Origin of the sequence: Paraburkholderia nodosa, from assembly GCF_001718195.1 — a bacterium.
GTDB lineage: Bacteria > Pseudomonadota > Gammaproteobacteria > Burkholderiales > Burkholderiaceae > Paraburkholderia > Paraburkholderia nodosa_A.
Genome location: NZ_MCNV01000054.1, coordinates 1 through 18,571, shown reverse-complemented (window position 1 = coordinate 18,571; position 18,571 = coordinate 1). Strand labels below are relative to the sequence as shown.

Here is an 18,571-nt window from a genome sequence, read left to right as displayed (position 1 = left end):
GCGCTGCTCATCGACGCCACGCTCTCGGGCCTGCCGCCTTTCCTCGTGAAGGACGGCGGGGTGAATTCGGGCTTCATGATCGCGCACGTCACGGCGGCCGCACTGGCGTCGGAAAACAAGACGCTTGCGCATCCGGCTTCGGTCGATTCGCTGCCGACCTCGGCAAACCAGGAAGACCACGTGTCGATGGCGACGTTCGCCGCGCGCAAGCTCGCCGACATCGCCGACAACACGGCCAACATCCTCGCGATCGAACTGCTCGCCGCGGCCCAGGGCGTGGACCTGCGCGCGCCGCACCACACGAGCCCGGCGCTCGCGCACGTGATGCAGTCGGTGCGCGCCGAGGTGCCGCATTACGACCTCGACCGCTACTTCGCGCCGGATATCGAAGCGATTGCGCGTCTCGTGCAGAACGGTGCCATCGCTTCGCACAGCCCGTTCGCATTCGAATCCGAGGCGCAGTAAAGCGCAAGCACGCGCGATCACGCACAAGCAGACGCCAAGCCAAAGCACGGGCCAACGCGATGAACGCTCCCGCATACCAGGGCATCAAGGACTTCGTCCTCGCGCGCATTCACGCCGGTGAGTGGAGCGAGGGCGACCAGGTGCCTTCGGAGAACGAACTGGCGCGCGAGTTCAAGGTCGCGCGCATGACCGTGAACCGGGCGTTGCGCGAACTCACCGCGGAACAGGTGCTCACGCGCGTGCAGGGCGCGGGCACCTTCGTCGCGCGGCCGAAGTACGAATCGACGCTCGTCGCCATCCGCAGCATCTCCGACGAAATCCTCGCGCGCGGGCACTGCTACCGCGCCGAGGTACTGGAGATCGGCGTGCATCGCGCCGACGAGGCGCTCGCCGTCGAAATGGGGCTCGCCGCGAACGATCAGGTGTTCAACTCGCGGGTGCTTCACTTCGAAAACGACGAGCCCGTGCAGCTAGAAGAGCGCTGGGTCAATCCCGCCGTCGCGCCCGATTACGCGGCGCAGGACTTCACGCACATTACGCCGAACCAGTACCTCGTGCATGTCGCGCCGCTGCAGGGCGTGGAGTATCGCATCGAGGCGCTCGCCCCCGAGGCCCAGACGCGCGCGCGCCTCGCGATGGGGGAGGCCGAGCCGTGCCTCGTATTGCACCGGCGCACCCGCTCGCGTGGGCTCGTCGCCTCGGTCGCCAATCTCTGGCATCCGGGCAGCCGTTACCGCTTCACGGGCCATTTCTAAGGCCTGCCAAGGTCCGGCCGCGCCGCTCGCCGTCATTTCCTCAGTCATTTCCCCGTGCATGGCCGACAGTCGTCGGCATGTGCCTTGCTCCCTTTACCGTTAGCTGACCCTATTGCCAACGACAGCGCGCGTGTGGGGCAGACGGCCCGCGAAAGCGCGCGTGGTGCGCCGCAGCCTTTATCATTGGCAGATGACGCGAACGAAGGAGGAGCTCCGCAATGGACGATGCCAACGCCACGCTCATGCCGATGTGGCGTGCCAATCTGGCGCTGCTCACGCGCGAGGTCGGGTCGGCCACCCGGCTCGCGCGCATGATGACGTTTTCCGCGAGCTACATGAAGCTGATCGTGTCGGGCCAGCGCGACTTCAGCGCGGAGTTCGTGCGCGGCGTGGAAGCCGTCACGGGCCTGCCCGAAGGCTGGATGGACGTGAAGCACGACAGCGCCGAGGTGCCCGACGAGACGCGCGAAGCGATCGCGAGCGAGACGCCGCGCGCGCGCTTTCGCGGCACCGCGCATCCGGTACGCAAGGCGCCTGTGCTGCGCGTCGAGCCGATCTTCGGCCAGGGCGCGAAGCGCGAGGAAGCGACGGCGACGCCCGAGGCGCACCGGCGTCTCGCGGGCACGCGCAAGATCCGCGATCTCGCCGCGCAGGACGTGCGCAAGCTCGAGCGCTACCTGAGCGTGCCGCCGGTCGAGCCGGCGGTGCTGCGCTCGCGTATCGAAGACGTGATCAACTACGCCGACCCCGACGAGCGCGTGCGCGCCGACCTCGAAGGCCGCCTCGAACAGATCGAGAAGCATCGCGAAATGCTATTGCGGCATGTCTCGCGCCTCTACGCGTTGCTTTCGCGGCTGGGCGACGATTGATCGACTGATTCGTTGCCCGAAGCATCGTCGGAAGATCACCGCTCCTGAACGCGCAGTTCCGCGAGGATCTGGTCGGCGAGAAAGTCGCACGGCGGACGGTTCGAGCGTGCGCTGCGCGCGAGCACCACTTCCAGTTCGGGCAGTGCCGGGAGGCCATGCTGGCGGCCGAGCGTGACGAACGTCTCGGGCACCGCGCAGCGCGCGAGCGGCGCGATGGCGAGACCCGCGGCCACCATGCTGCACAGGCCCATCAGGCTCGGGCTTTCATACGATGTGCGATAGGCGATCTTCGCGCGCTCCAGCGCCTGGATCGCGTTCGTGTGCGCGACGCTGCCGCCGCCGAAGAGGGCGACCGGCAAGGGACGCTCGCGCCAGATCTCGCGCCCGCTCGCCGCGCTCACCGCCGCGGGGGGCGCGGCCCACACCATCGGCTCGAAGCGGATGAACTCGCCCGCGAGGCCTCGCGTGCGCGTGATGCAAGCCAGGTCGATCTTGTTGTCCTTCAGGAGCGGCAGGAGCGCGCTGCTCGGCAGCCCGATCACCTGGATCTCCACCTTCGGCCAGTTCGCCGAGAACTTGCGCAGGACCGGCGGCATGAGCGAGGACGCGTAATCGTCGGGCACGCCGATCGACACGCGCCCCGTCACTTCCGGGTGCGCGAGCGAGGCCCACGCTTCGTCGCGCAACGCGAGCATGCGCCGCGCGTAGGCGATGAGCGTCTGGCCGTCGGGCGTGGGCGTGACGCTGCGCGGTGCACGGATAAAGAGCGGCTTGCCGATGGATTCCTCGAGCGCGCGGATCTGCATGCTGAGCGCGGCCTGCGAGCGGTGCACGAGCGCGGCGCCGCGCACGAAGCTGCCGGCGTCGGCGACGGCCACCACCATGGCCAGCACGTCGAGGTCGAGGGTCTTCATTGGTATAAGAAAAATTGATCGAAGGCTTCAATATAACGCGTTTGTCTGAATGCCGGGACGCGCCGATACTGGGGCCGTACCGACCCTTCGCGTTGTTCTTCGCATCGTCCTTCGCTTTCTGGAGAAGCCCATGTTGATGTCGCCGCCCGTCGATTTGACCTACGAACGATTCCAGCAACTGCAGATGCGGCTCGACATGTCGCGCGGCAAGCCTTCGCCCGAACAGCTCGACCTCTCGCAGGCGCTCATCGACGAAGCCGCACAGGCGGGCTATCTCGCGCGCGATGGCTTCGATTGCCGCAACTACGGCCTGGCGAGCGGCTTGCCCGAGGCGCGCGAGCTGGGCGCCGGGCTGCTCGGCGTGCCGGGCGCCCAGGTGATCGCGGCGGGTAATTCGAGCCTCGAACTGATGCACGACGCGCTGACTTTCGCGCTGCTGCACGGCGTGCCGGCGGGCGAGGGCGCAGAGGTTGGCGCGCCATGGCGAGCGCAGGGCGAGATCGCATTCCTGTGCCCGGTGCCGGGCTACGACCGCCACTTCGCGATCTGCGAGGCGCTGGGCGTGCGCATGATCGCCGTGCCGATGCACGAGGACGGCCCCGACATGGACCGCGTAGAAGCGCTCGTGCGCGACGATGCATCGATCAAAGGCATGTGGTGCGTGCCGCTCTACAGCAACCCGACGGGCGCGATCTGGTCCGACGAGGTGATCCGGCGTCTGGCCGCCATGCCCGCCGCGCCCGATTTCCGGCTCTTCTGGGACGACGCCTACCGCTTTCACCACCTGAGCGACGAAGCGCACGCGACGCTCGACGTATTCGAAGCCTGCGCGGCGGCGGGCCACGCAGACCGCGCGCTGATGTTCGCGTCGCTCTCGAAGGTGACCTTCGGCGGCGGGGCGTTCGCGTGGCTCGCCGCTGCGCCGCGTAACGTGGCCTGGTGGCAGAAGCACTCAGCCGTGCGCACGATCGGGCCGGACAAGCTCAACCAGCTGCGCCACGTGCGCTTCCTGCGCGACCGCGCGACGCTCACCGGGTTGATGGCGCGCCATCGGGCACTGCTCAAGCCGAAGTTCGATGCGGTCGACGCGGTGTTCCGCGCGCGCCTTGCCGGCGTACCCGGCGTGAGCTGGAACGTGCCGCGCGGCGGCTATTTCATCAGCCTTTATGCGCCCGAGGGTTGCGCGCGCCGCACGGTCGAACTCGCGGCGGCGGCGGGACTCGTCCTCACGCCCGCGGGCGCGGCATTTCCGTATGGCGTCGATCCGCACGACAGTCATCTGCGGATTGCGCCGTCGTTTCCGGCGCTCGACGAGGTGCGCCTTGCCGCCGAGGGGATCGCGCTGGCGCTTCTGCGCGCCATCGAGGAACGGCGGCGATAGCAGCCGGGGCCGCTCCGGCGACGCTCGCGGCGATGTGTTACAACGGCAGACGTAGCCTACGAACGTAGTCAACGAACGTAGCCAACGAACGTGCCAACTTCACGCGAGGTTGCCGTGCAAGGTCTCGCCGTTTCATTGCAACGCGCGCTCGCCCAGCGCGAGCGCGAAGGCCGCGCCGCGAGCGGCCGTGCGCCCACGGCGCGCCCGCTCGGGGCGGGCGCCGGCTGGTCGGTCGACGACGTCGTCTGCACGCTCGGTCCCGGCGACCGGCCTTACGAGGAGCGCCACACGAGCGCGTGCCTCGCCGTCGTGGCGGCAGGCGTATTCGGCTACCGCAGCGGCAACGCGCGCGCGCTGATGACGCCCGGCGCGCTCATGCTCGGGGAAACCGGCGCCTGCTTCGAATGCGGCCACCGTCACGCGGCGGGCGACCGCTGCCTCTCGTTCCACTACGACCCTGGCTGGCTCGACGAGCAGGCCGCAGCCGCGGGCCTCGCGCCCGGCGCGCGCCGCTGGCGGGCCGCGCGGGTGCCGCCGGTGCGCGCGCTCGCGCCGCTCGTGGCGCACGCTTGCGCCGACGCGCTCGCGCAAGAGCGGGACCATGCGACCGGGGTGGTCGCCTGGAGTGAAATTGCACTGGAACTCGCGCTCGCGACCTTGCGCGTGGTCGCGAGCGGCAAGGACGCGGCGACGCCTGCCACGCCGGGCGCTGCGGCGGCGGCACGTGTGGTTGCGACGCTGCGGCTGATCGACGAAACGCCCGACGATGCGCATACGCTCGCCAGCCTCGCGAGCGCGGCGGGCGTGAGTGAGTTCTATTTTCTGCGCACCTTCTCGGCGGTGGCCGGCGTGACGCCGCATCAATACCTGCTGCGCGCGCGATTGCGCGCCGCCGCCCTGCGTCTTGCCGCCGACGACGAAGCGAAGATCGTCGATGTTGCGCTCGCGAGCGGCTTCAACGATCTGTCGAACTTCAACGCGGCGTTTCGCGCGGAGTTCGGCGCGAGTCCCCGCGCATGGCGTGTCGCGCAGCGCGAGCGCTCTCTCGCGCAGACCTCATGGCCGAACGCCGCGCAAGCCGCGGCGCGCGCCTGAGACGCCCATGACGCGAGGCGAGGGGCTCAGGCGCGCCGCCCGGTGCGTTGCGACGTGTCTAGCGTTGACGTTGGCAGTTGTGAGCGGCCATGCCCGCGCCCAGGCGAGCGACCGCAGCCCCGACAGCACGGCACGCGTCGAGACCGCCGATCGCGCCGCGCAAACCGACGTGCCGCCATACACGCTCGAGCGCGACGTGCATCTGTTCGTCGTGCAGCAGGACGGCTCGGTCGTCGAGGACGACGACACCGTGCTGCGCGCCAACACCACCGCCGGCGTGGACGAGGTCGCCCAGCGCTACGTCTGGTTCAATAAGGATATCGAAACGATTACCCAGCTGTCGGCCGAAACCGTCGATCCGGACGGCACCGCGCACGCGGTCGGCGCAAGCGGCATTCGCGACGTGCAGGAGCCGCGCTCGGCGGGCGCGCCCACGTTCGAGGACGGCGTGCTGCGCACGGTGATCTTTCCGGGCGTCCAGGTCGGGTCGCGCGTGCATCTGCATTTCGCCAAACGCCGCGCGAAGGCGCTCGACGCGGGCTCGTTCTCGTACTTCGTCGAGCCGACGGGCGAACCGGTCGAGTTTCAGCGCCTCATCTTCGATTTGCCCGCCAGCGTGCCGCTCCACGCCGACGCGCGCGGCTACGCGGCGCTCGCCCCCGAGACGGCGAACGGCCGCACCCGCTACGCGTTCGACTACCGGCACGGCCCCTATCCGCCGCTCGAAGCTGGGGCGGTCGCCTACGTGAACTGGGGCGACCGGCTGATGGTGTCGACAATGCCCGACTTCGCCGCGTTCGCCGCGCGTTATCGCGAAGCCGCCGCCGATCCCACCGGGACCGATCCGGCCATCGCGTCGCTTGCGCAGGTGCTCACGGCGGGCGTGAGCGACCCGCGCGAGAAGGCGCGCCGCATTTACGACTGGATGCGCTTCAATATCCGCTATGTCGCGCTCTTTCTTGGCGAGACCGCGGCCGTGCCGCATCGCGCGACCGACATCCTGCACAACCGCTACGGCGACTGCAAGGACCACGTCGCACTCTTCAGCGCGTTGCTCGCGGCGGTGGGCATACGCGCCGAGCCCGTGCTGCTCGATCTCGGCCCCGTCTATACGCTGCCCGACGTGCCGGGCTATGGCGCGCACGCGATCAACCATGCGATTGCGTGGCTGCCCGACCTCGGCGTGTATGCGGACACCTCTTCGGGCGGCTATGCGTTCGGCTACCTGCCGCCGGGCGCGATGGACCGGCCCGTGCTGCTCGTCGACGACGGCGTGCTTTCGCGTACGCCCGCGACCGGGCGGCGCGAGCGCACGGCGCGCCTGTCGCTCGAGGTGGGGGCGACCGGCGACGCCGCCTACAGCTACTACGTGGAAGACGAAGGCGTGGGCGCGGAGCCCGAGCGCAACTCGTTTCGCCGCGCCACGCACGCGCAGGCGCAGCAACTCGCGGCACAGCGCCTGCGGCTCACCGGACTCGCCGGCACCGCGCACGTCAGCACGGCCCCGACCGAGGCAACCGACGGACCGTTTTCGGTGACGATGGAAGGCACACTCGATCATGTGGTCTGGCGCGACGGCACGACGGCAATCCCCGCCACGAGCAGCTTCACGGGTGGCATTGCCACGCAGATCGACAGCTGGCTCGCGCAGCCGCGCCGCACGCAGCCCTGGGCGTGCATCGGCGGAGAATTCACGGAGAGCGCGCAGATCGTGCTGCCCGCGTTCGCGAGCGTGACCGACGTGCCGCAAGACACGCAAGCGAGCGACGCGTTGCTCGACTACACGTCGCATTACGTGTTCGACGCGCGCTCGCGCACGCTGCAGATCGAGCGGCGGCTAGCGGCGCGTTTTGGTCACCAGATGTGCACGGCCGACGAATTCGCGCAGATGCGCGACGCGCTCTTGCGCATCGAGCGCGACACGCACGCGCAGATCGTCGTGCGGGCGGCGAGCGCGCCGCAGCAACCGTGAGCGGCGCTCAGCCGCCGCGCGTCGTCACGGGCACCCACACGCCTTTCTTCACCTGCCAGAGCGTGGAGGCGCCGTTCTTGAGCGAGCCGTCCGGCTCGAAGGCAATGCGGCCCGTCACGCCGTCGAAGGCGAGCGTCTTGAGCGCGCTGCGGTAGACCTCGGGTTGCGCCGATTTCGCGTTGACCATCGCGTGGATCGCGGCCCACGCCGCGTCGTAGCCGAACGGCGCGTAGGCGAGCACGTTGGCGCCGAAGCGGGCTTTGAAAGCCTGCTCGAAACGCGGGCCCTCCGGCAGTTGCGCGAGCGGGCGGCCGTACTCCCAGGCCATCGCGCCTTCGGCGGCGGCGCCCGCGGCCTGGGTGAAGTCGGCGTTCGCCACGCCGCCGCCGCCCACGAACTGCGCGTTCATGCTGCGCGCCTTCATCTGCTTCGCGAGCGCCGCGCCCTGGTGCGCGAGGCCGCCGAAGTAGAGCAGGTCGGCATCGGCGGCCTTGATTTTCGCGAGCTGCGGGCCGAAGTCGCTCGCGATGCTTTGCGCGAACTCGCGCGCGACCACGTTGCCGCCATGCTCGCGCACCGCGCGCTCGAACATGTCGGCTTCGCCCTGACCGAAGGCGGTGCGATCGTCGATGATGGCCACGCGTTTGGCCTTCATCACGTCCACGGCCCAGGCGCCTGCGATGCCGGCGTTCTGCGCGTCGTTTGCAATCACCATGAAGGTGTTCGCGAAGCCTTGCGACGTGATGACGGGATTGGTGGCCGCGGGGCTGATCATCGGGATGCCCGCGCTCTCGTAGATGCGCGAGGCCGGAATGGCCGAGCCCGAGTTGAAGTGGCCGACCACGGCGTTCACTCCCTGATTCGCCAGCGTCGCGGCGGCCTGCACGCCGAGGCGTGGGTCGCTGCGATCGTCGATGGGCACGAGTTCGAAGTGCGCCGCCTGCTCGCCGATCTTGAGGTTTTGCGCGTTCGCCTCGTCGAGGGCGAGCTGCACGCCGTTTTGCAGATCGCGGCCGTAGTCGGCGGAGTCGCCCGAGAGCGGCGAGACGAAGCCGATGCGCACGTCGAGCGGGCCGGCGGCCAGAGCGCTGCGGCTCGCGCCGAGCGTGCCGACGGTGGCCAGCGCGCCGATCAGGAGCCCAGCTGCAAGCCTGCGGCACGCCCGGTAGGGCGTGGCGAATGCGCAGACGCCAGCGGTTGCAGGCGCGGCAGCGAGACTCATGGTGACTCCTTGCGCGACAGCGGCGCGGTGTTCTTGTGTGCGTTTTGTCCGGGTACGCCGCGCCGCGCGCCGGCGTGGCGCGTAGACGGGGCGTCTCGTGTTCGGGTCTTGCGTCTTGCTGTTTGCGACTGCGGCTTGCCGGAACGGGCTGTGCGACGGCTGCGCGCGTGGGTGGGGTGTCTCGTGGGGGTCTCAGCCAGCTCCCCATGTGCGCCGGCCGGGCGCGCGCCTTCGCGAGGCGGCGGATGGCGAGCAATATATCAGGCTGCCAGGTCAGCCGCTCACGCCGTGCCGCGCGCTCGGGCTACTCGCCCCTTTGCAGTTCGAAGAGCGCGTCGCGCAGGCGCACGAGCGGCGCCATGGTGTCGGCGCTCGCCCATGCTTCGAGGTCGTCGAGCGCGCGGTTGCAGCCGTCGAGCACCACGTCGAGATCGACGGGAATGCCATTGGCGAGCGCGAAGCGAATCGTCGCTTCGAAGCGTGCGCATTCGTCGTCGCCGTACGAGATGTCGAGCGTGTCGGCAATGGTCTGGGCGATGTCGCTGCGTTCGCGCTCGCTCTCGTCGACGAAGTCGATGATGCCGCGCGCGACGTCGGGTGCATGGTAAAGCGCGATGTCGAGCCACACGGCGGCGTCGAAACCGCTTTCGTGGCTGTGTTCCTCGAAGTATTCGATGGCTTCCTGCTCGTGGGTCTCGCCGGCGTCGACGGCAAGGCAAAGCTGCTCGAAATACTCTTCCTGCTCGCTACGGATTGAATCGGACATCGGTCATTCTCTAAAGACGGTGGGCGCCGCGGCCGTGCACTGTGTCTGGCCGCCGCGAGTCATGCGGACGGCATTATAGGCCGCGCGCGCACCGCTTCAGTTTAGGCGGCTTCCACCGCCCAGGCGTCGAACCATTCGCGCGGGCGCGCGATCTGGTCTTGCGCCGCGACGATTTCCAGCTCGTAACGGCCTGCGTCGTAAGTCGCCTTCACTACGGCGTTCACGGCCGCGAGCGTGTGTTCGAACGCGCGGCGCAGCGAGTCGCCGAGCATCAGGCGCGCGACGAACACCGCGCTCGTCACGTCGCCCACGCCCACCGGCTGGCGCGCGAACGGGTAGAGCGGGCGCTGGCCGAGCCATGCTTCATGCTCGGTCACGACGAGCATGTTGAAGCGGTCGGCAGGGCTGTTGCGGTCGAGCAGATGCTTCACGAGGACCAACTTCGGGCCGCGGCGCAGCAATTCGCGGCACGCGAGCACACCTTCTTCCGCGGTCTCGATCTCGCGGCCCACGAGTCGTTGCAGCTCGATGTGATTGGGGATCATCGCGTCGGCGACCTCGGGCATGTTGCGCACGAGGAACTCCTGAATGCCGGGCTCGACGCGGCAGCCGTTCTCGGCGTTGAGCGTGCCCATCACCGGGTCGCAAAAGTAGCGCGCCTGCGGGTTGGCGGCCTTGACGGCGCGCACCACGTCGATCACGGCCTGGGCCTGCTCGGGGGCGCCGAGGTAGCCAGAGAGCACCGCATCGCAGCGCGGCAGCACGCCGATCGCGCCGATGCCTTCGACGAGATCCACGACCTCGTCCGAGCCGATGGCGGCGCCGGTCCAGTGGCCGTATTGCGTGTGATTCGAGAACTGCACCGTGTTGAGCGGCCAGACATTGACGCCCAGGCGGCGCATGGGAAACACCGCGGCGCTGTTGCCCGCGTGACCGAACACGACGTGCGACTGGATGCTCAAAACGTTTTTCATGGCCGGTCCAGATTTCGTTATCGCTTGCGGCGCTTCGAGCAGCGCGCCTTTGCGCAGGTGCAGCAACGATAACCGAATTCGCTGCGCCCAGTCGATGGATGCGTGGGCGCGGTGTTGCGCGCGCGCTCGCTGCCAGCGGCTGCAATGCGTCCGGGCGGGCGCTAGGCCACGACGTGTTGACCGGCCAGCTCGCGATAGAGCGCCATGTAGCGTTGCGCCGACGCGGCCCAGCCGAAGTCCTGCTGCATTGCACGCGAGCGCGTCTCGCGCCAGTCGCGGCTGCGCCCATAGAGCGCGAAGGCGCGGCGGATCGCGGCCGTGAGCGCGTCGGGCTCGAAGCGCTCGAACACGAAGCCGGTGGCGAGACCATCGGCGAGATTCTCCAGCGAGGCGTCGACCACCGTATCGGCGAGTCCGCCCACACGGTGCACGAGCGGCAGCGCGCCATAAGCGAGCGCATAGAGCTGCGTGAGCCCGCACGGCTCGAAGCGCGAGGGGACCATCATCACGTCGGCGCCCGCGACGATCTCGTGCGCGAGCGTCTCGTCGAAGCCCAGCTCCACGGCCACCGATTCGGGATGCTGGTGCGCGGCGCGCGTATAGCCCTGTTCGAGGCTAGGGTCGCCGGTGCCGAGCACGACGAGCTGCCCGCCGCGCGCGACGATCTCGGGCAGCGCCGCGAGCAGCAGGTCGAGGCCCTTTTGCTCGGTGAGCCGGCTCACGACGCCGAACACCGGGGCGTCGTGCTTCTGCGCGAGCTTCAGGCGCGTCTGCAGCGCCGCCTTGCAGCGCATCTTGCCGCTCTGGCGCGTGGCCGAATAACGCGTCGCGATGGCCGCGTCGCTCGACGGATTCCAGACGGCATAGTCCACGCCATTGAGAATGCCGATGAGGTCGTGCGTGCGGCCGCGCAGCAGCGCCTCGAGGCCGCCGCCCTGGGCGACCGTCTGAATCTCGCGTGCGTAGGTCGGGCTCACCGTCGTGATCTTGTCGGCGAAATAGAGGCCGGCTTTCAGAAACGAAAGCTGGCCGTAGAACTCCACGCCATGCATGTCGAAGAAGTCGCGCGGCAGGCCGAGCGTGTCGAACTGCTGCGCGGGGAAGATGCCCTGATACGCGAGATTGTGGATCGTGAAGATCGAGCGCGCCCCGCCGGGCGCCAAGCTCGTGCCGCGCTCGCGCGCCGCCGCGCGCAGATAGGCCGGCGCGAGTCCCGCATGCCAGTCGTGTGCCTGCACGATCGCGGGCGCCCAGTCGGCATCGAGGTGCAGCGCGAGTTGCGCGGCGGTCCAGCCGAGCAGCGCGAAACGTTGCGCGTTGTCGCCGTAGGGCACGTGCTCGGCGTCGAGGTAGGGGTTGCCGGGGCGCGCGTAGAACGCGTCGGCGCGGATCATGTAGACGGCCAGCTCGCTGCCGGGCAGACGCCCGAGTTCGAGCGTCGCCTCGGGCGCGCCGAACGTGCGCGTAAGGCGCGCGACGGGGCGCAGGTCCTCGAGGCCGGCCGCCACGGGCGCGAAGCCCGGCAGCAGCAGGCGGGCGTCGGCGCCTTGTTCGATCAGCGCGGCGGGCAGGGCGGCGGTAACGTCGGCGAGGCCGCCGGTCTTCAGGAGCGGATACAGCTCGCTGGCTACGTGCAGGACGCGAATGGTCATCGGGAGTCAGTCCTCTCGGTGCTCGGGTTGCTTGCGGGTTGTTTGCGGATTGGCGCGCCCGTGAGCGAAGCCGGTCTTGCGGATCGGCTTCGCGGGGCGCATGACTAGCCAGGCAGTTTCGCCAGCGCCTCGCTCGTGACCAGCACGACGCCGCTCTCGGTGCGATAAAACCGCTCGGCGTCGCTCGCAGCGTCTTCGCCGATCACGGTGCCGTTGGGAACCGTGCAGCCGCGGTCCACGACGACCTTGCGCAGCCGGCAACTCGTGCCCACCGTCACCTGTGGCAACAAGACTGCCTCGGCAATGTTGCAGAACGACTGCACGACGACATTCGACGAGAGCACCGAGCGCGAGATCTGCGAACCCGAGATCACGCTGCCCCCGCACACGATCAGGTTGGTGCCCGAGCCCTGCAGGCCGTTGAGGTCACGCACGAACTTGGCGGGCGGCAACTGTTCCTGGTAGGTCCAGATCGGCCAGTTGCGGTCGTAGAGATCGAGCGCGGGGATGGTCGAGGCGAGGTCGAGGTTCGCGGACCAGTAGGCGTCGACCGTGCCCACGTCGCGCCAGTAGGGTTCGGCGGCCGGGTCCGACGACACGCAGGACATGCTGAACGGATGTGCGATCGCATGGCCGTCGCTCACCACGCGCGGAATGATGTCCTTGCCGAAGTCGTGGTCGGTGGCCGAGCGCGCGATGTTCTCTTCGAGCAGTTTGACGAGATAGTTCGTGTCGAACACATAGATGCCCATGCTCGCGAGCGCGATGTCGGGGCGGCCTGGCATGGCGGGCGGATCCTCGGGCTTTTCGACGAAGCCGGTCACGCGGCGCGACTCATCCACGGCCATCACGCCGAACGCGCGCGCTTCCATGCGCGGCACTTCGATGCAGCCCACCGTGCAGTCGGCGCCGCTTGCGGCATGGTCGGCGATCATGCGCGTGTAGTCCATCTTGTAGATGTGGTCGCCGGCCAGCACCACCACGTATTTCGGTCTGATCGAGCGGATGATGTCGATGTTCTGGTAGACGGCGTCGGCGGTGCCCCGATACCAGTGCGCGCCTTCTACGCGCTGCTGCGCGGGCCACAGGTCGAGGAACTCGTTGAATTCGCCGCGCAGGAAGCCCCACCCGCGTTGCAGATGGCGCAGGAGCGAGTGCGCCTTGTACTGCGTGACGACCGCAATGCGGCGGATGCCCGAATTCAGGCAGTTCGAGAGGGCGAAATCGATGATGCGGTACTTGCCGCCGAAGTACACGGCCGGCTTCACGCGCTTGTTGGTGAGCGGCCCGAGGCGCGTGCCGCGGCCGCCAGCGAGCACGATGGCGAGGGTGGTGCGTTGCAGATCGTTGAGGCTTGCCGGGGTTTCCATGGTCGTCTCCTTGTTGTGCCCCCCGGTACGGCCGCCGCGGCCCGCCTCGTCGTGCCCGGGCCGGTGCGGTCCTTCTTTCGCGTGCTTGTCGCGTCCCTGATGCGGCGCGTTTCGCGGTGCAACACGCGTGCGTCTCTCGCGTCGCGGACGTCTCGTGCGTCCTGTATTGACTGTTCTAGCACCGAATGCAGCGTAGCGCGAATTGCCGGTGCCCGGGGCCGGAGATGCGCGCCGCAGTCGTGCGAGGCGCTGATGAGCAGCAAACCGCATGCCCTACAGACGCGCTGGACGAGAAAGCCGGCATGAGCGGGGCGGGGCCGCTAGAATCGCTGGCTGTACCGGCGCCATCTCGCCGTCCTGTTCTTCTGTCCGACCTTTCGCCCGATCTCCCGTCGATGAGAGCCATCCTGAACCACACGCTTGCCCGCTTTGCTGCCTTCGCTCCCTTCGTTGCCGCGCTGAGTGCGGCCGCGCTCTGTCACGTCGCCCTCGCTGCCGACCCTGAGGCGAGCGATGCCGCGCCGTCGTCGGCGTCGTCACCGCAAGCCGCGATCGAGACGCCCGACGGCCCCGCGTATGGTGCCGAGCTGCAGGGCTTCGAGTATCCGCATCCCGTGCATGACTTTGCGTTCGTTTCGCAGGGCCAGACGCTGCACATGGCGTACATGGACGTGCAGCCCGCGAAACCGAACGGACGCACCGTGGTCCTGCTGCATGGCAAGAACTTTTGCTCGGCGACGTGGGACGCCACCATCCGCGAGTTGCACGCCGCGGGCTACCGCGTGATCGCGCCGGACCAGATCGGCTTTTGCAAATCGAGCAAGCCCGCCTCGTATCAGTTCAGCTTTCAGCAGCTCGCGCGCAACACGCATGCGCTGCTCGCGGCGCTCGGCGTGCACGATGCGACGATCGTCGGCCATTCGACGGGCGGCATGCTGGCGGTGCGCTACGCGCTCATGTATCCGGGCGAAACGGAGCAGCTCGTGCTCGTGAACCCGATCGGGCTGGAAGACTGGAAGGCCAAGGGCGTGCCGTCGATTTCGGTCGACGACTGGTACGCGCGCGAGCTCAAGACGAGCGCTGACGGTATTCGCCGCTACGAGCAGGCCACCTATTACGCGGGCCAGTGGCGGCCGGCCTACGAGCCGTGGGTGCAGATGCTGGCGGGCATGTATCGCGGGCCGGGCAAGACGCAAGTGGCGTGGGACTCCGCGCTGCTTTACGACATGATCTACACGCAGCCGGTGATCTATGAGTTCGGGCAGTTGCAGATGCCGACGCTCCTGCTCATCGGCGACAAGGACACGACCGCCATCGGCAAGGATCTCGCGCCGCCCGAGGTGCGCGCGCAGCTCGGGCACTATCCGGTGCTGGCCAAAGCCGCGCAGCGCGCCATTCCCCACGCGACGCTGGTGGAGTTCGCCGATCTCGGGCACGCGCCGCAGATGCAGGATCCGCGGGCGTTTCATGCCGCGCTGCTCAAAGGCCTCGACGCGTTGAACGCCTCGCACTAAGGGCGCGGTCGAGGGCGGGCTCGGTTGCGACGCCGCGCGCGAGGCAAACCTCGCGCCGTCTTATCGTCCCGCGGCGGCTTCCTTCAATTCATCGCGCGCCTGCGCCGCCATCTCGAACGAACGCAGACGCGCCGCGTGGTCGTAGATCTGCGCGGTGACGATGAGCTCGTCCGCGCCGGTCTGCCCGATCACCGAGGCGAGGCCCGCGCGCACGGTTTCCTGGTCACCCACCACGGAGCAGGCGAGCGAGTGCGACACGCCGGCGAGTTCGAACTCGTTTGCCGCGATCTGCTCGACCGGCGGCGGCAACTGCCCCGGCGTACCGCGCCGCAGATTCACGAACTGCTGCTGCAGCGAGGTGAAGAGAAAGCGCGCTTCTTCGTTGGTGGGCGCGCCGAACACGTTCACGCCGACCATCGCATGGGGCCTCGCGAGCACCGCCGACGGACGGAACTGCGAGCGGTACAGACGCAGTGCCGTGAGCAGATGGTCGGGCGCGAAGTGCGAGGCGAACGCGAACGGCAGACCCATTGCCGCCGCGAGCTGGGCGCCATAGAGGCTCGAGCCGAGGATATAGAGCGGCACGTTCAACCCAGCGCCGGGCACTGCGCGCACGCGCTGGCCTTCGACGGGCGCCGCGAAATAGCGCTGCAGTTCGGCCACGTCGTCGGGGAAGCTGTCGGCGCTGCCCTGCAGGTCGCGGCGCAGCGCGCGCGCCGTGGTCTGGTCGGTGCCGGGCGCGCGCCCGAGGCCGAGGTCGATGCGGCCGGGGTAGAGCGCTTCGAGCGTGCCGAACTGCTCGGCAATCACGAGCGGCGCGTGGTTCGGCAGCATGATCCCGCCCGAGCCCACGCGGATGGTCTGCGTGCCGCCCGCCACGAAGCCGATCACCACCGAAGTCGCCGCGCTGGCGATGCCCGTCATGTTGTGATGTTCGGCCAGCCAGAAGCGGTGATAGCCGAGTCGCTCGGCGTGCCGGGCGAGATCGAGCGTGTTGTGCAGCGCGGCGCCGGCATGGGAGCCTGCGGGGATGGGCGAGAGGTCGAGTACGGAGAAGAGGGTCATGGGCTAGCGTGGGGCCTGGTATGAGGGGCGCGACGCGTGTGCCGTGCGCCGGGTGCCCGACGCGAGGCCGCAAGGCAGTCGCAAGGTGCGGCCATTGTGCCAAACCACTTTCGTTCGTGCTGGCGGCCTTCGGGAACCCATGCAGGCGGCGTGGGTTCAGAAATGGCTGATTGCCTTTACGCCCAGTCAATTTGAATATTAACGAGAACTACTCCTGTTTCAATGCAAAAGCCGCGCTTTCAATTCAGAATTATTAAAGAACCATTTCTAGATGCTTACCGAATTTTTTCGGGTCGGAAAAGCGCTGGAAGGCGGCTGTTTAATCGCTGAAACAGTTACGCTTTTACAACTTTGGCAACGCATTTTCCCGCGTCCGTCGGAAGCAACTGACGGAGCTTGCTGATACAATTTTCGGCGTCGAATCGGGGATCGACCATGTCCAATGTTTCATACGATGGTTTATTTCCCCTTCGTTGTTTGTTCAATTGCCTCGCATCGTGCAAACCGGCATCCATTGTCTGGTTTCCCGCTTCAAATACGTAATGCGGCTAAGATGCGCGGCTTATTTCTGGATTTTCAGGGCAGGGAAATGGTACGTGGTGAAACGCGAATTCCGGTCGGGGCACCGCAGGAGCTTCTCCCCTTGCGCGCAGCCCGCGGCGAGCGCGGCTTGGCCCACGTGACCCGGCAAGGCGGCGCGTCATGACGGTGGCGCAGGTTTTCGCCATCCCGGCGGCCTGGCCCGTGCTCGTCTGGGTCGTGGTCGTGCTGTGCGGCGTGGCCGCTTTCTACGGCCTCGTTGCCGCGCTGACGATGCCGCGCCTCGGTTCGGCCGCGCTCGTGCGCGAAGCCGCGCGTCGTGCGCGCCGGGCGCAACCGCAGCCTGTGAGCGTGCTCAAGCCCTTGTGCGGCGCCGAGCCACGCCTCTATGAGAATCTCGCGACCTTCTGCGAGCAGCGGCATCCGCGTTTTCAGTTGCTGTTCGGCGTGTCGTCGCCGGCGGACCCGGCCATTGCCGTGGTGCGCCGGTTGCAGGCGGCGTATCCCGGCCACGACATCGAACTCGTGATCGACCCGCGTGTGCACGGCAGTAATCTCAAGGTGAGCAACCTCATCAATCTGGCGGCGCGCGCGCGCTACGACGCGATCGTCGTGGCCGACAGCGATATCGCCGTCGAGCCCGACTATCTGGAGATCGTCACCGCGCCGCTCGCCGACCCGGACGTGGGCGTCGTGACCTGTCTCTACAGCGCCCGCAGCATCGGCGGTTTCTGGCCCCGCGTGGGTGCGCTCTTCATCAACGAGTGGTTCGCGCCTTCGGTGCGCGTGGCGCATTCCACGGGCTCGCGCGCGTTCGGTTTTGGCGCGACGCTCGCGCTTTCCCGTACGACGCTGGAGCGCATCGGCGGTTTCGCTGCGCTCAAGGACTGCCTCGCCGACGACTATCTGCTCGCCCGCTATGCGCGCGATCACGGCCTCGCCACGGTGCTGGCGCCCGTGGTGGTCGCCACCGACGTGATCGAGCCGACCTTCGGCTCGCTCTGGCTGCGCGAGACGCGCTGGCTGCGCACCATCCGCTCGGTGAATCCGGCGGGCTTCGCTTCGCTGTTCATCACGTTTCCCACGCCGTGGCTCGTGCTGGGCGCGCTGTTCTACGGCCTGCTCGCGGCCGGCGCGGGCATCGGCGCGTGCGCGACGACGCGCGCGGCGCTGGCCGGACTCGCCACGGCCACGATGGCGGGTATCATTGCGCGTTTGATACTGCACGCGCGAGCGAGCGGAAGCTGGCGAGGGTTCTGGCGCGATTTGCCGCTCGTGCCGCTGCGCGACGTGCTGCTGGCGCTGCAGTGGCTTTCCGCCGCGTTCGGCTCGCACGTGATCTGGCGCGGCGTGCGCGTGAGCGTCGCCAACCCCGAGGCCGCAGCGCCTTCCGCCATGGCCAGGCCCGCGAGCACGCGGCGGCCTGCCGTCGAAGGATCGGACGCTCGCTGAGGCGTCGCTTTGATACCGCGCTGTGGTAGCGCGCCTTTTTACCGAATTGTCACCTCAATCATCACCCGGCACAGTACGGGTACCCGGAGCACTCATCGCATGAAAACGCTGTTTCTGCAGGCCCCGTCGTATGACGGCTTCGACGGTGGCGCGGGCTCGCGCTACCAGGCAAAGCGCGAGATCCGCTCGTTCTGGTATCCCACCTGGCTCGCGCAGCCCGCGGCCCTCGTGCCCGACAGCCGCGTGCTCGACGCACCGGCCGACGGTCTGGGCGTGGAAGAAACGCTGAAGATTGCAGCCGCATACGACCTCGTCATCATCCACACGAGCACGCCGTCGTTCCCGACCGACGCGCTCTTCTGCGAAGACCTCAAGAAGCGCAAGCCGTCGATCGTCATCGGTCTGGTGGGCGCGAAGGTGCAGGTCGATCCGCACAATTCGCTCACGGCGAGCGAGGCGATCGATTTCGTCTGCCGCGAGGAATTCGACTTCACCTGCAAGGAAATCGCCGAAGGCATGCCGCTGGCCGAGGTCAAGGGCATTTCGTGGCGCGCGAAGGACGGCT

Annotated in this window: 16 protein-coding genes and 1 pseudogene; 10 read left to right on the top strand and 7 right to left on the bottom strand. The window is 68.2% G+C overall.

Going from position 1 to position 18,571, the window contains the following annotated elements:
- The 3 genes from BFD71_RS38200 to BFD71_RS38190 all read left to right on the top strand — a co-directional run.
- The coding region (locus BFD71_RS38200; protein ID WP_176733031.1) for an aromatic amino acid lyase at positions 1-465 on the top strand (465 nt) is incomplete at its 5' end.
- A gap of 59 nt (positions 466-524) precedes the next feature.
- Positions 525-1,220: a histidine utilization repressor gene (gene hutC / locus BFD71_RS38195; protein WP_069269348.1), complete on the top strand. Its 696-nt coding sequence runs from the start codon at positions 525-527 to the stop codon at positions 1,218-1,220.
- A 218-nt stretch (positions 1,221-1,438) separates the two neighbouring features.
- A complete protein-coding gene (locus BFD71_RS38190) occupies positions 1,439-2,089 on the top strand; it encodes a hypothetical protein (protein WP_069269347.1) in 651 nt (216 codons plus the stop codon).
- A gap of 35 nt (positions 2,090-2,124) precedes the next feature.
- On the opposite strand, the gene BFD71_RS38185 is transcribed toward BFD71_RS38190, so the two are convergent.
- The gene (locus BFD71_RS38185) at positions 2,125-3,003 is read right to left on the bottom strand and encodes a LysR substrate-binding domain-containing protein (RefSeq protein ID WP_069269346.1); all 879 of its coding nucleotides are present in this window, start codon (positions 3,001-3,003) and stop codon (positions 2,125-2,127) included.
- Positions 3,004-3,133: 130 nt separating this feature from the next.
- Here BFD71_RS38185 and BFD71_RS38180 point away from each other — a divergent pair, with 130 nt between their 5' ends.
- The 3 genes from BFD71_RS38180 to BFD71_RS38170 all read left to right on the top strand — a co-directional run bounded on the left by BFD71_RS38180 (position 3,134) and on the right by BFD71_RS38170 (position 7,451).
- Entirely contained in the window at positions 3,134-4,384 is a 1,251-nt protein-coding gene (locus BFD71_RS38180) for an aminotransferase class I/II-fold pyridoxal phosphate-dependent enzyme (protein ID WP_370684355.1), read from the top strand.
- Between the two features lie 90 nt (positions 4,385-4,474).
- The gene (locus BFD71_RS38175; RefSeq protein WP_256095107.1) at positions 4,475-5,479 is read left to right on the top strand and encodes a helix-turn-helix domain-containing protein; all 1,005 of its coding nucleotides are present in this window, start codon (positions 4,475-4,477) and stop codon (positions 5,477-5,479) included.
- 7 nt (positions 5,480-5,486) lie between these two features.
- Positions 5,487-7,451, top strand: coding sequence for a DUF3857 domain-containing transglutaminase family protein (locus BFD71_RS38170; RefSeq protein ID WP_083245732.1), 1,965 nt, complete (start codon positions 5,487-5,489; stop codon positions 7,449-7,451).
- Positions 7,452-7,458: 7 nt separating this feature from the next.
- Here BFD71_RS38170 and BFD71_RS38165 read toward each other — a convergent pair whose 3' ends face one another.
- The 5 genes from BFD71_RS38165 to glgC form a co-directional block, all read right to left on the bottom strand.
- Positions 7,459-8,673 carry a branched-chain amino acid ABC transporter substrate-binding protein gene (locus tag BFD71_RS38165; protein WP_083245731.1) on the bottom strand — a complete coding sequence of 405 codons (1,215 nt, stop codon included), beginning with the start codon at positions 8,671-8,673 and terminating at the stop codon, positions 7,459-7,461.
- A 304-nt stretch (positions 8,674-8,977) separates the two neighbouring features.
- Positions 8,978-9,439: a hypothetical protein gene (locus BFD71_RS38160; RefSeq protein WP_069269344.1), complete on the bottom strand. Its 462-nt coding sequence runs from the start codon at positions 9,437-9,439 to the stop codon at positions 8,978-8,980.
- Positions 9,440-9,540: 101 nt separating this feature from the next.
- Positions 9,541-10,413, bottom strand: a complete 873-nt coding sequence (gene pdxY, locus BFD71_RS38155; protein WP_069269349.1) for a pyridoxal kinase PdxY — start codon at positions 10,411-10,413, stop codon at positions 9,541-9,543.
- 161 nt (positions 10,414-10,574) lie between these two features.
- On the bottom strand, positions 10,575-12,065 hold the full coding sequence (gene glgA / locus BFD71_RS38150) for a glycogen synthase GlgA (protein WP_069269343.1): 1,491 nt from the start codon (positions 12,063-12,065) through the stop codon (positions 10,575-10,577).
- Positions 12,066-12,169: 104 nt separating this feature from the next.
- Entirely contained in the window at positions 12,170-13,435 is a 1,266-nt protein-coding gene (gene glgC / locus BFD71_RS38145) for a glucose-1-phosphate adenylyltransferase (RefSeq protein WP_069269342.1), read from the bottom strand.
- Positions 13,436-13,830: 395 nt separating this feature from the next.
- Between glgC and BFD71_RS38140 the strand changes: the two genes are divergently transcribed.
- On the top strand, positions 13,831-14,949 hold the full coding sequence (locus BFD71_RS38140; protein ID WP_069269341.1) for an alpha/beta fold hydrolase: 1,119 nt from the start codon (positions 13,831-13,833) through the stop codon (positions 14,947-14,949).
- A 60-nt stretch (positions 14,950-15,009) separates the two neighbouring features.
- On the opposite strand, the gene BFD71_RS38135 is transcribed toward BFD71_RS38140, so the two are convergent.
- A complete protein-coding gene (locus tag BFD71_RS38135) occupies positions 15,010-16,014 on the bottom strand; it encodes an LLM class flavin-dependent oxidoreductase (protein ID WP_069269340.1) in 1,005 nt (334 codons plus the stop codon).
- Positions 16,015-16,456: 442 nt separating this feature from the next.
- Between BFD71_RS38135 and BFD71_RS41765 the strand changes: the two genes are divergently transcribed.
- The 3 genes and pseudogenes from BFD71_RS41765 to BFD71_RS38125 all read left to right on the top strand — a co-directional run.
- Positions 16,457-16,720 carry a hypothetical protein gene (locus BFD71_RS41765; protein WP_176733030.1) on the top strand — a complete coding sequence of 88 codons (264 nt, stop codon included), beginning with the start codon at positions 16,457-16,459 and terminating at the stop codon, positions 16,718-16,720.
- The gene (hpnI, locus tag BFD71_RS38130; RefSeq protein WP_069269339.1) at positions 16,717-18,006 is read left to right on the top strand and encodes a bacteriohopanetetrol glucosamine biosynthesis glycosyltransferase HpnI; all 1,290 of its coding nucleotides are present in this window, start codon (positions 16,717-16,719) and stop codon (positions 18,004-18,006) included. The genes BFD71_RS41765 and hpnI overlap by 4 nt, the downstream gene beginning before the upstream one ends.
- A gap of 99 nt (positions 18,007-18,105) precedes the next feature.
- A pseudogene (locus BFD71_RS38125) lies at positions 18,106-18,571 on the top strand (hopanoid biosynthesis associated radical SAM protein HpnJ); the annotation flags it as partial.

Bases quoted from the DNA above. Each gene is read 5' to 3' on its own strand.
- hutC (WP_069269348.1), top strand. From the start codon at position 525: ATGAACGCTCCCGCATACCAGGGCATCAAGGACTTCGTCCTCGCGCGC.
- BFD71_RS38190 (WP_069269347.1), top strand. From the start codon at position 1,439: ATGGACGATGCCAACGCCACGCTCATGCCGATGTGGCGTGCCAATCTG.
- BFD71_RS38185 (WP_069269346.1), bottom strand. From the start codon at position 3,003: ATGAAGACCCTCGACCTCGACGTGCTGGCCATGGTGGTGGCCGTCGCC.
- BFD71_RS38180 (WP_370684355.1), top strand. From the start codon at position 3,134: ATGTTGATGTCGCCGCCCGTCGATTTGACCTACGAACGATTCCAGCAA.
- BFD71_RS38170 (WP_083245732.1), top strand. From the start codon at position 5,487: ATGACGCGAGGCGAGGGGCTCAGGCGCGCCGCCCGGTGCGTTGCGACG.
- BFD71_RS38165 (WP_083245731.1), bottom strand. From the start codon at position 8,673: ATGAGTCTCGCTGCCGCGCCTGCAACCGCTGGCGTCTGCGCATTCGCC.
- BFD71_RS38160 (WP_069269344.1), bottom strand. From the start codon at position 9,439: ATGTCCGATTCAATCCGTAGCGAGCAGGAAGAGTATTTCGAGCAGCTT.
- pdxY (WP_069269349.1), bottom strand. From the start codon at position 10,413: ATGAAAAACGTTTTGAGCATCCAGTCGCACGTCGTGTTCGGTCACGCG.
- glgA (WP_069269343.1), bottom strand. From the start codon at position 12,065: ATGACCATTCGCGTCCTGCACGTAGCCAGCGAGCTGTATCCGCTCCTG.
- glgC (WP_069269342.1), bottom strand. From the start codon at position 13,435: ATGGAAACCCCGGCAAGCCTCAACGATCTGCAACGCACCACCCTCGCC.
- BFD71_RS38140 (WP_069269341.1), top strand. From the start codon at position 13,831: ATGAGAGCCATCCTGAACCACACGCTTGCCCGCTTTGCTGCCTTCGCT.
- BFD71_RS38135 (WP_069269340.1), bottom strand. From the start codon at position 16,014: ATGACCCTCTTCTCCGTACTCGACCTCTCGCCCATCCCCGCAGGCTCC.
- BFD71_RS41765 (WP_176733030.1), top strand. From the start codon at position 16,457: ATGTTTCATACGATGGTTTATTTCCCCTTCGTTGTTTGTTCAATTGCC.
- hpnI (WP_069269339.1), top strand. From the start codon at position 16,717: ATGACGGTGGCGCAGGTTTTCGCCATCCCGGCGGCCTGGCCCGTGCTC.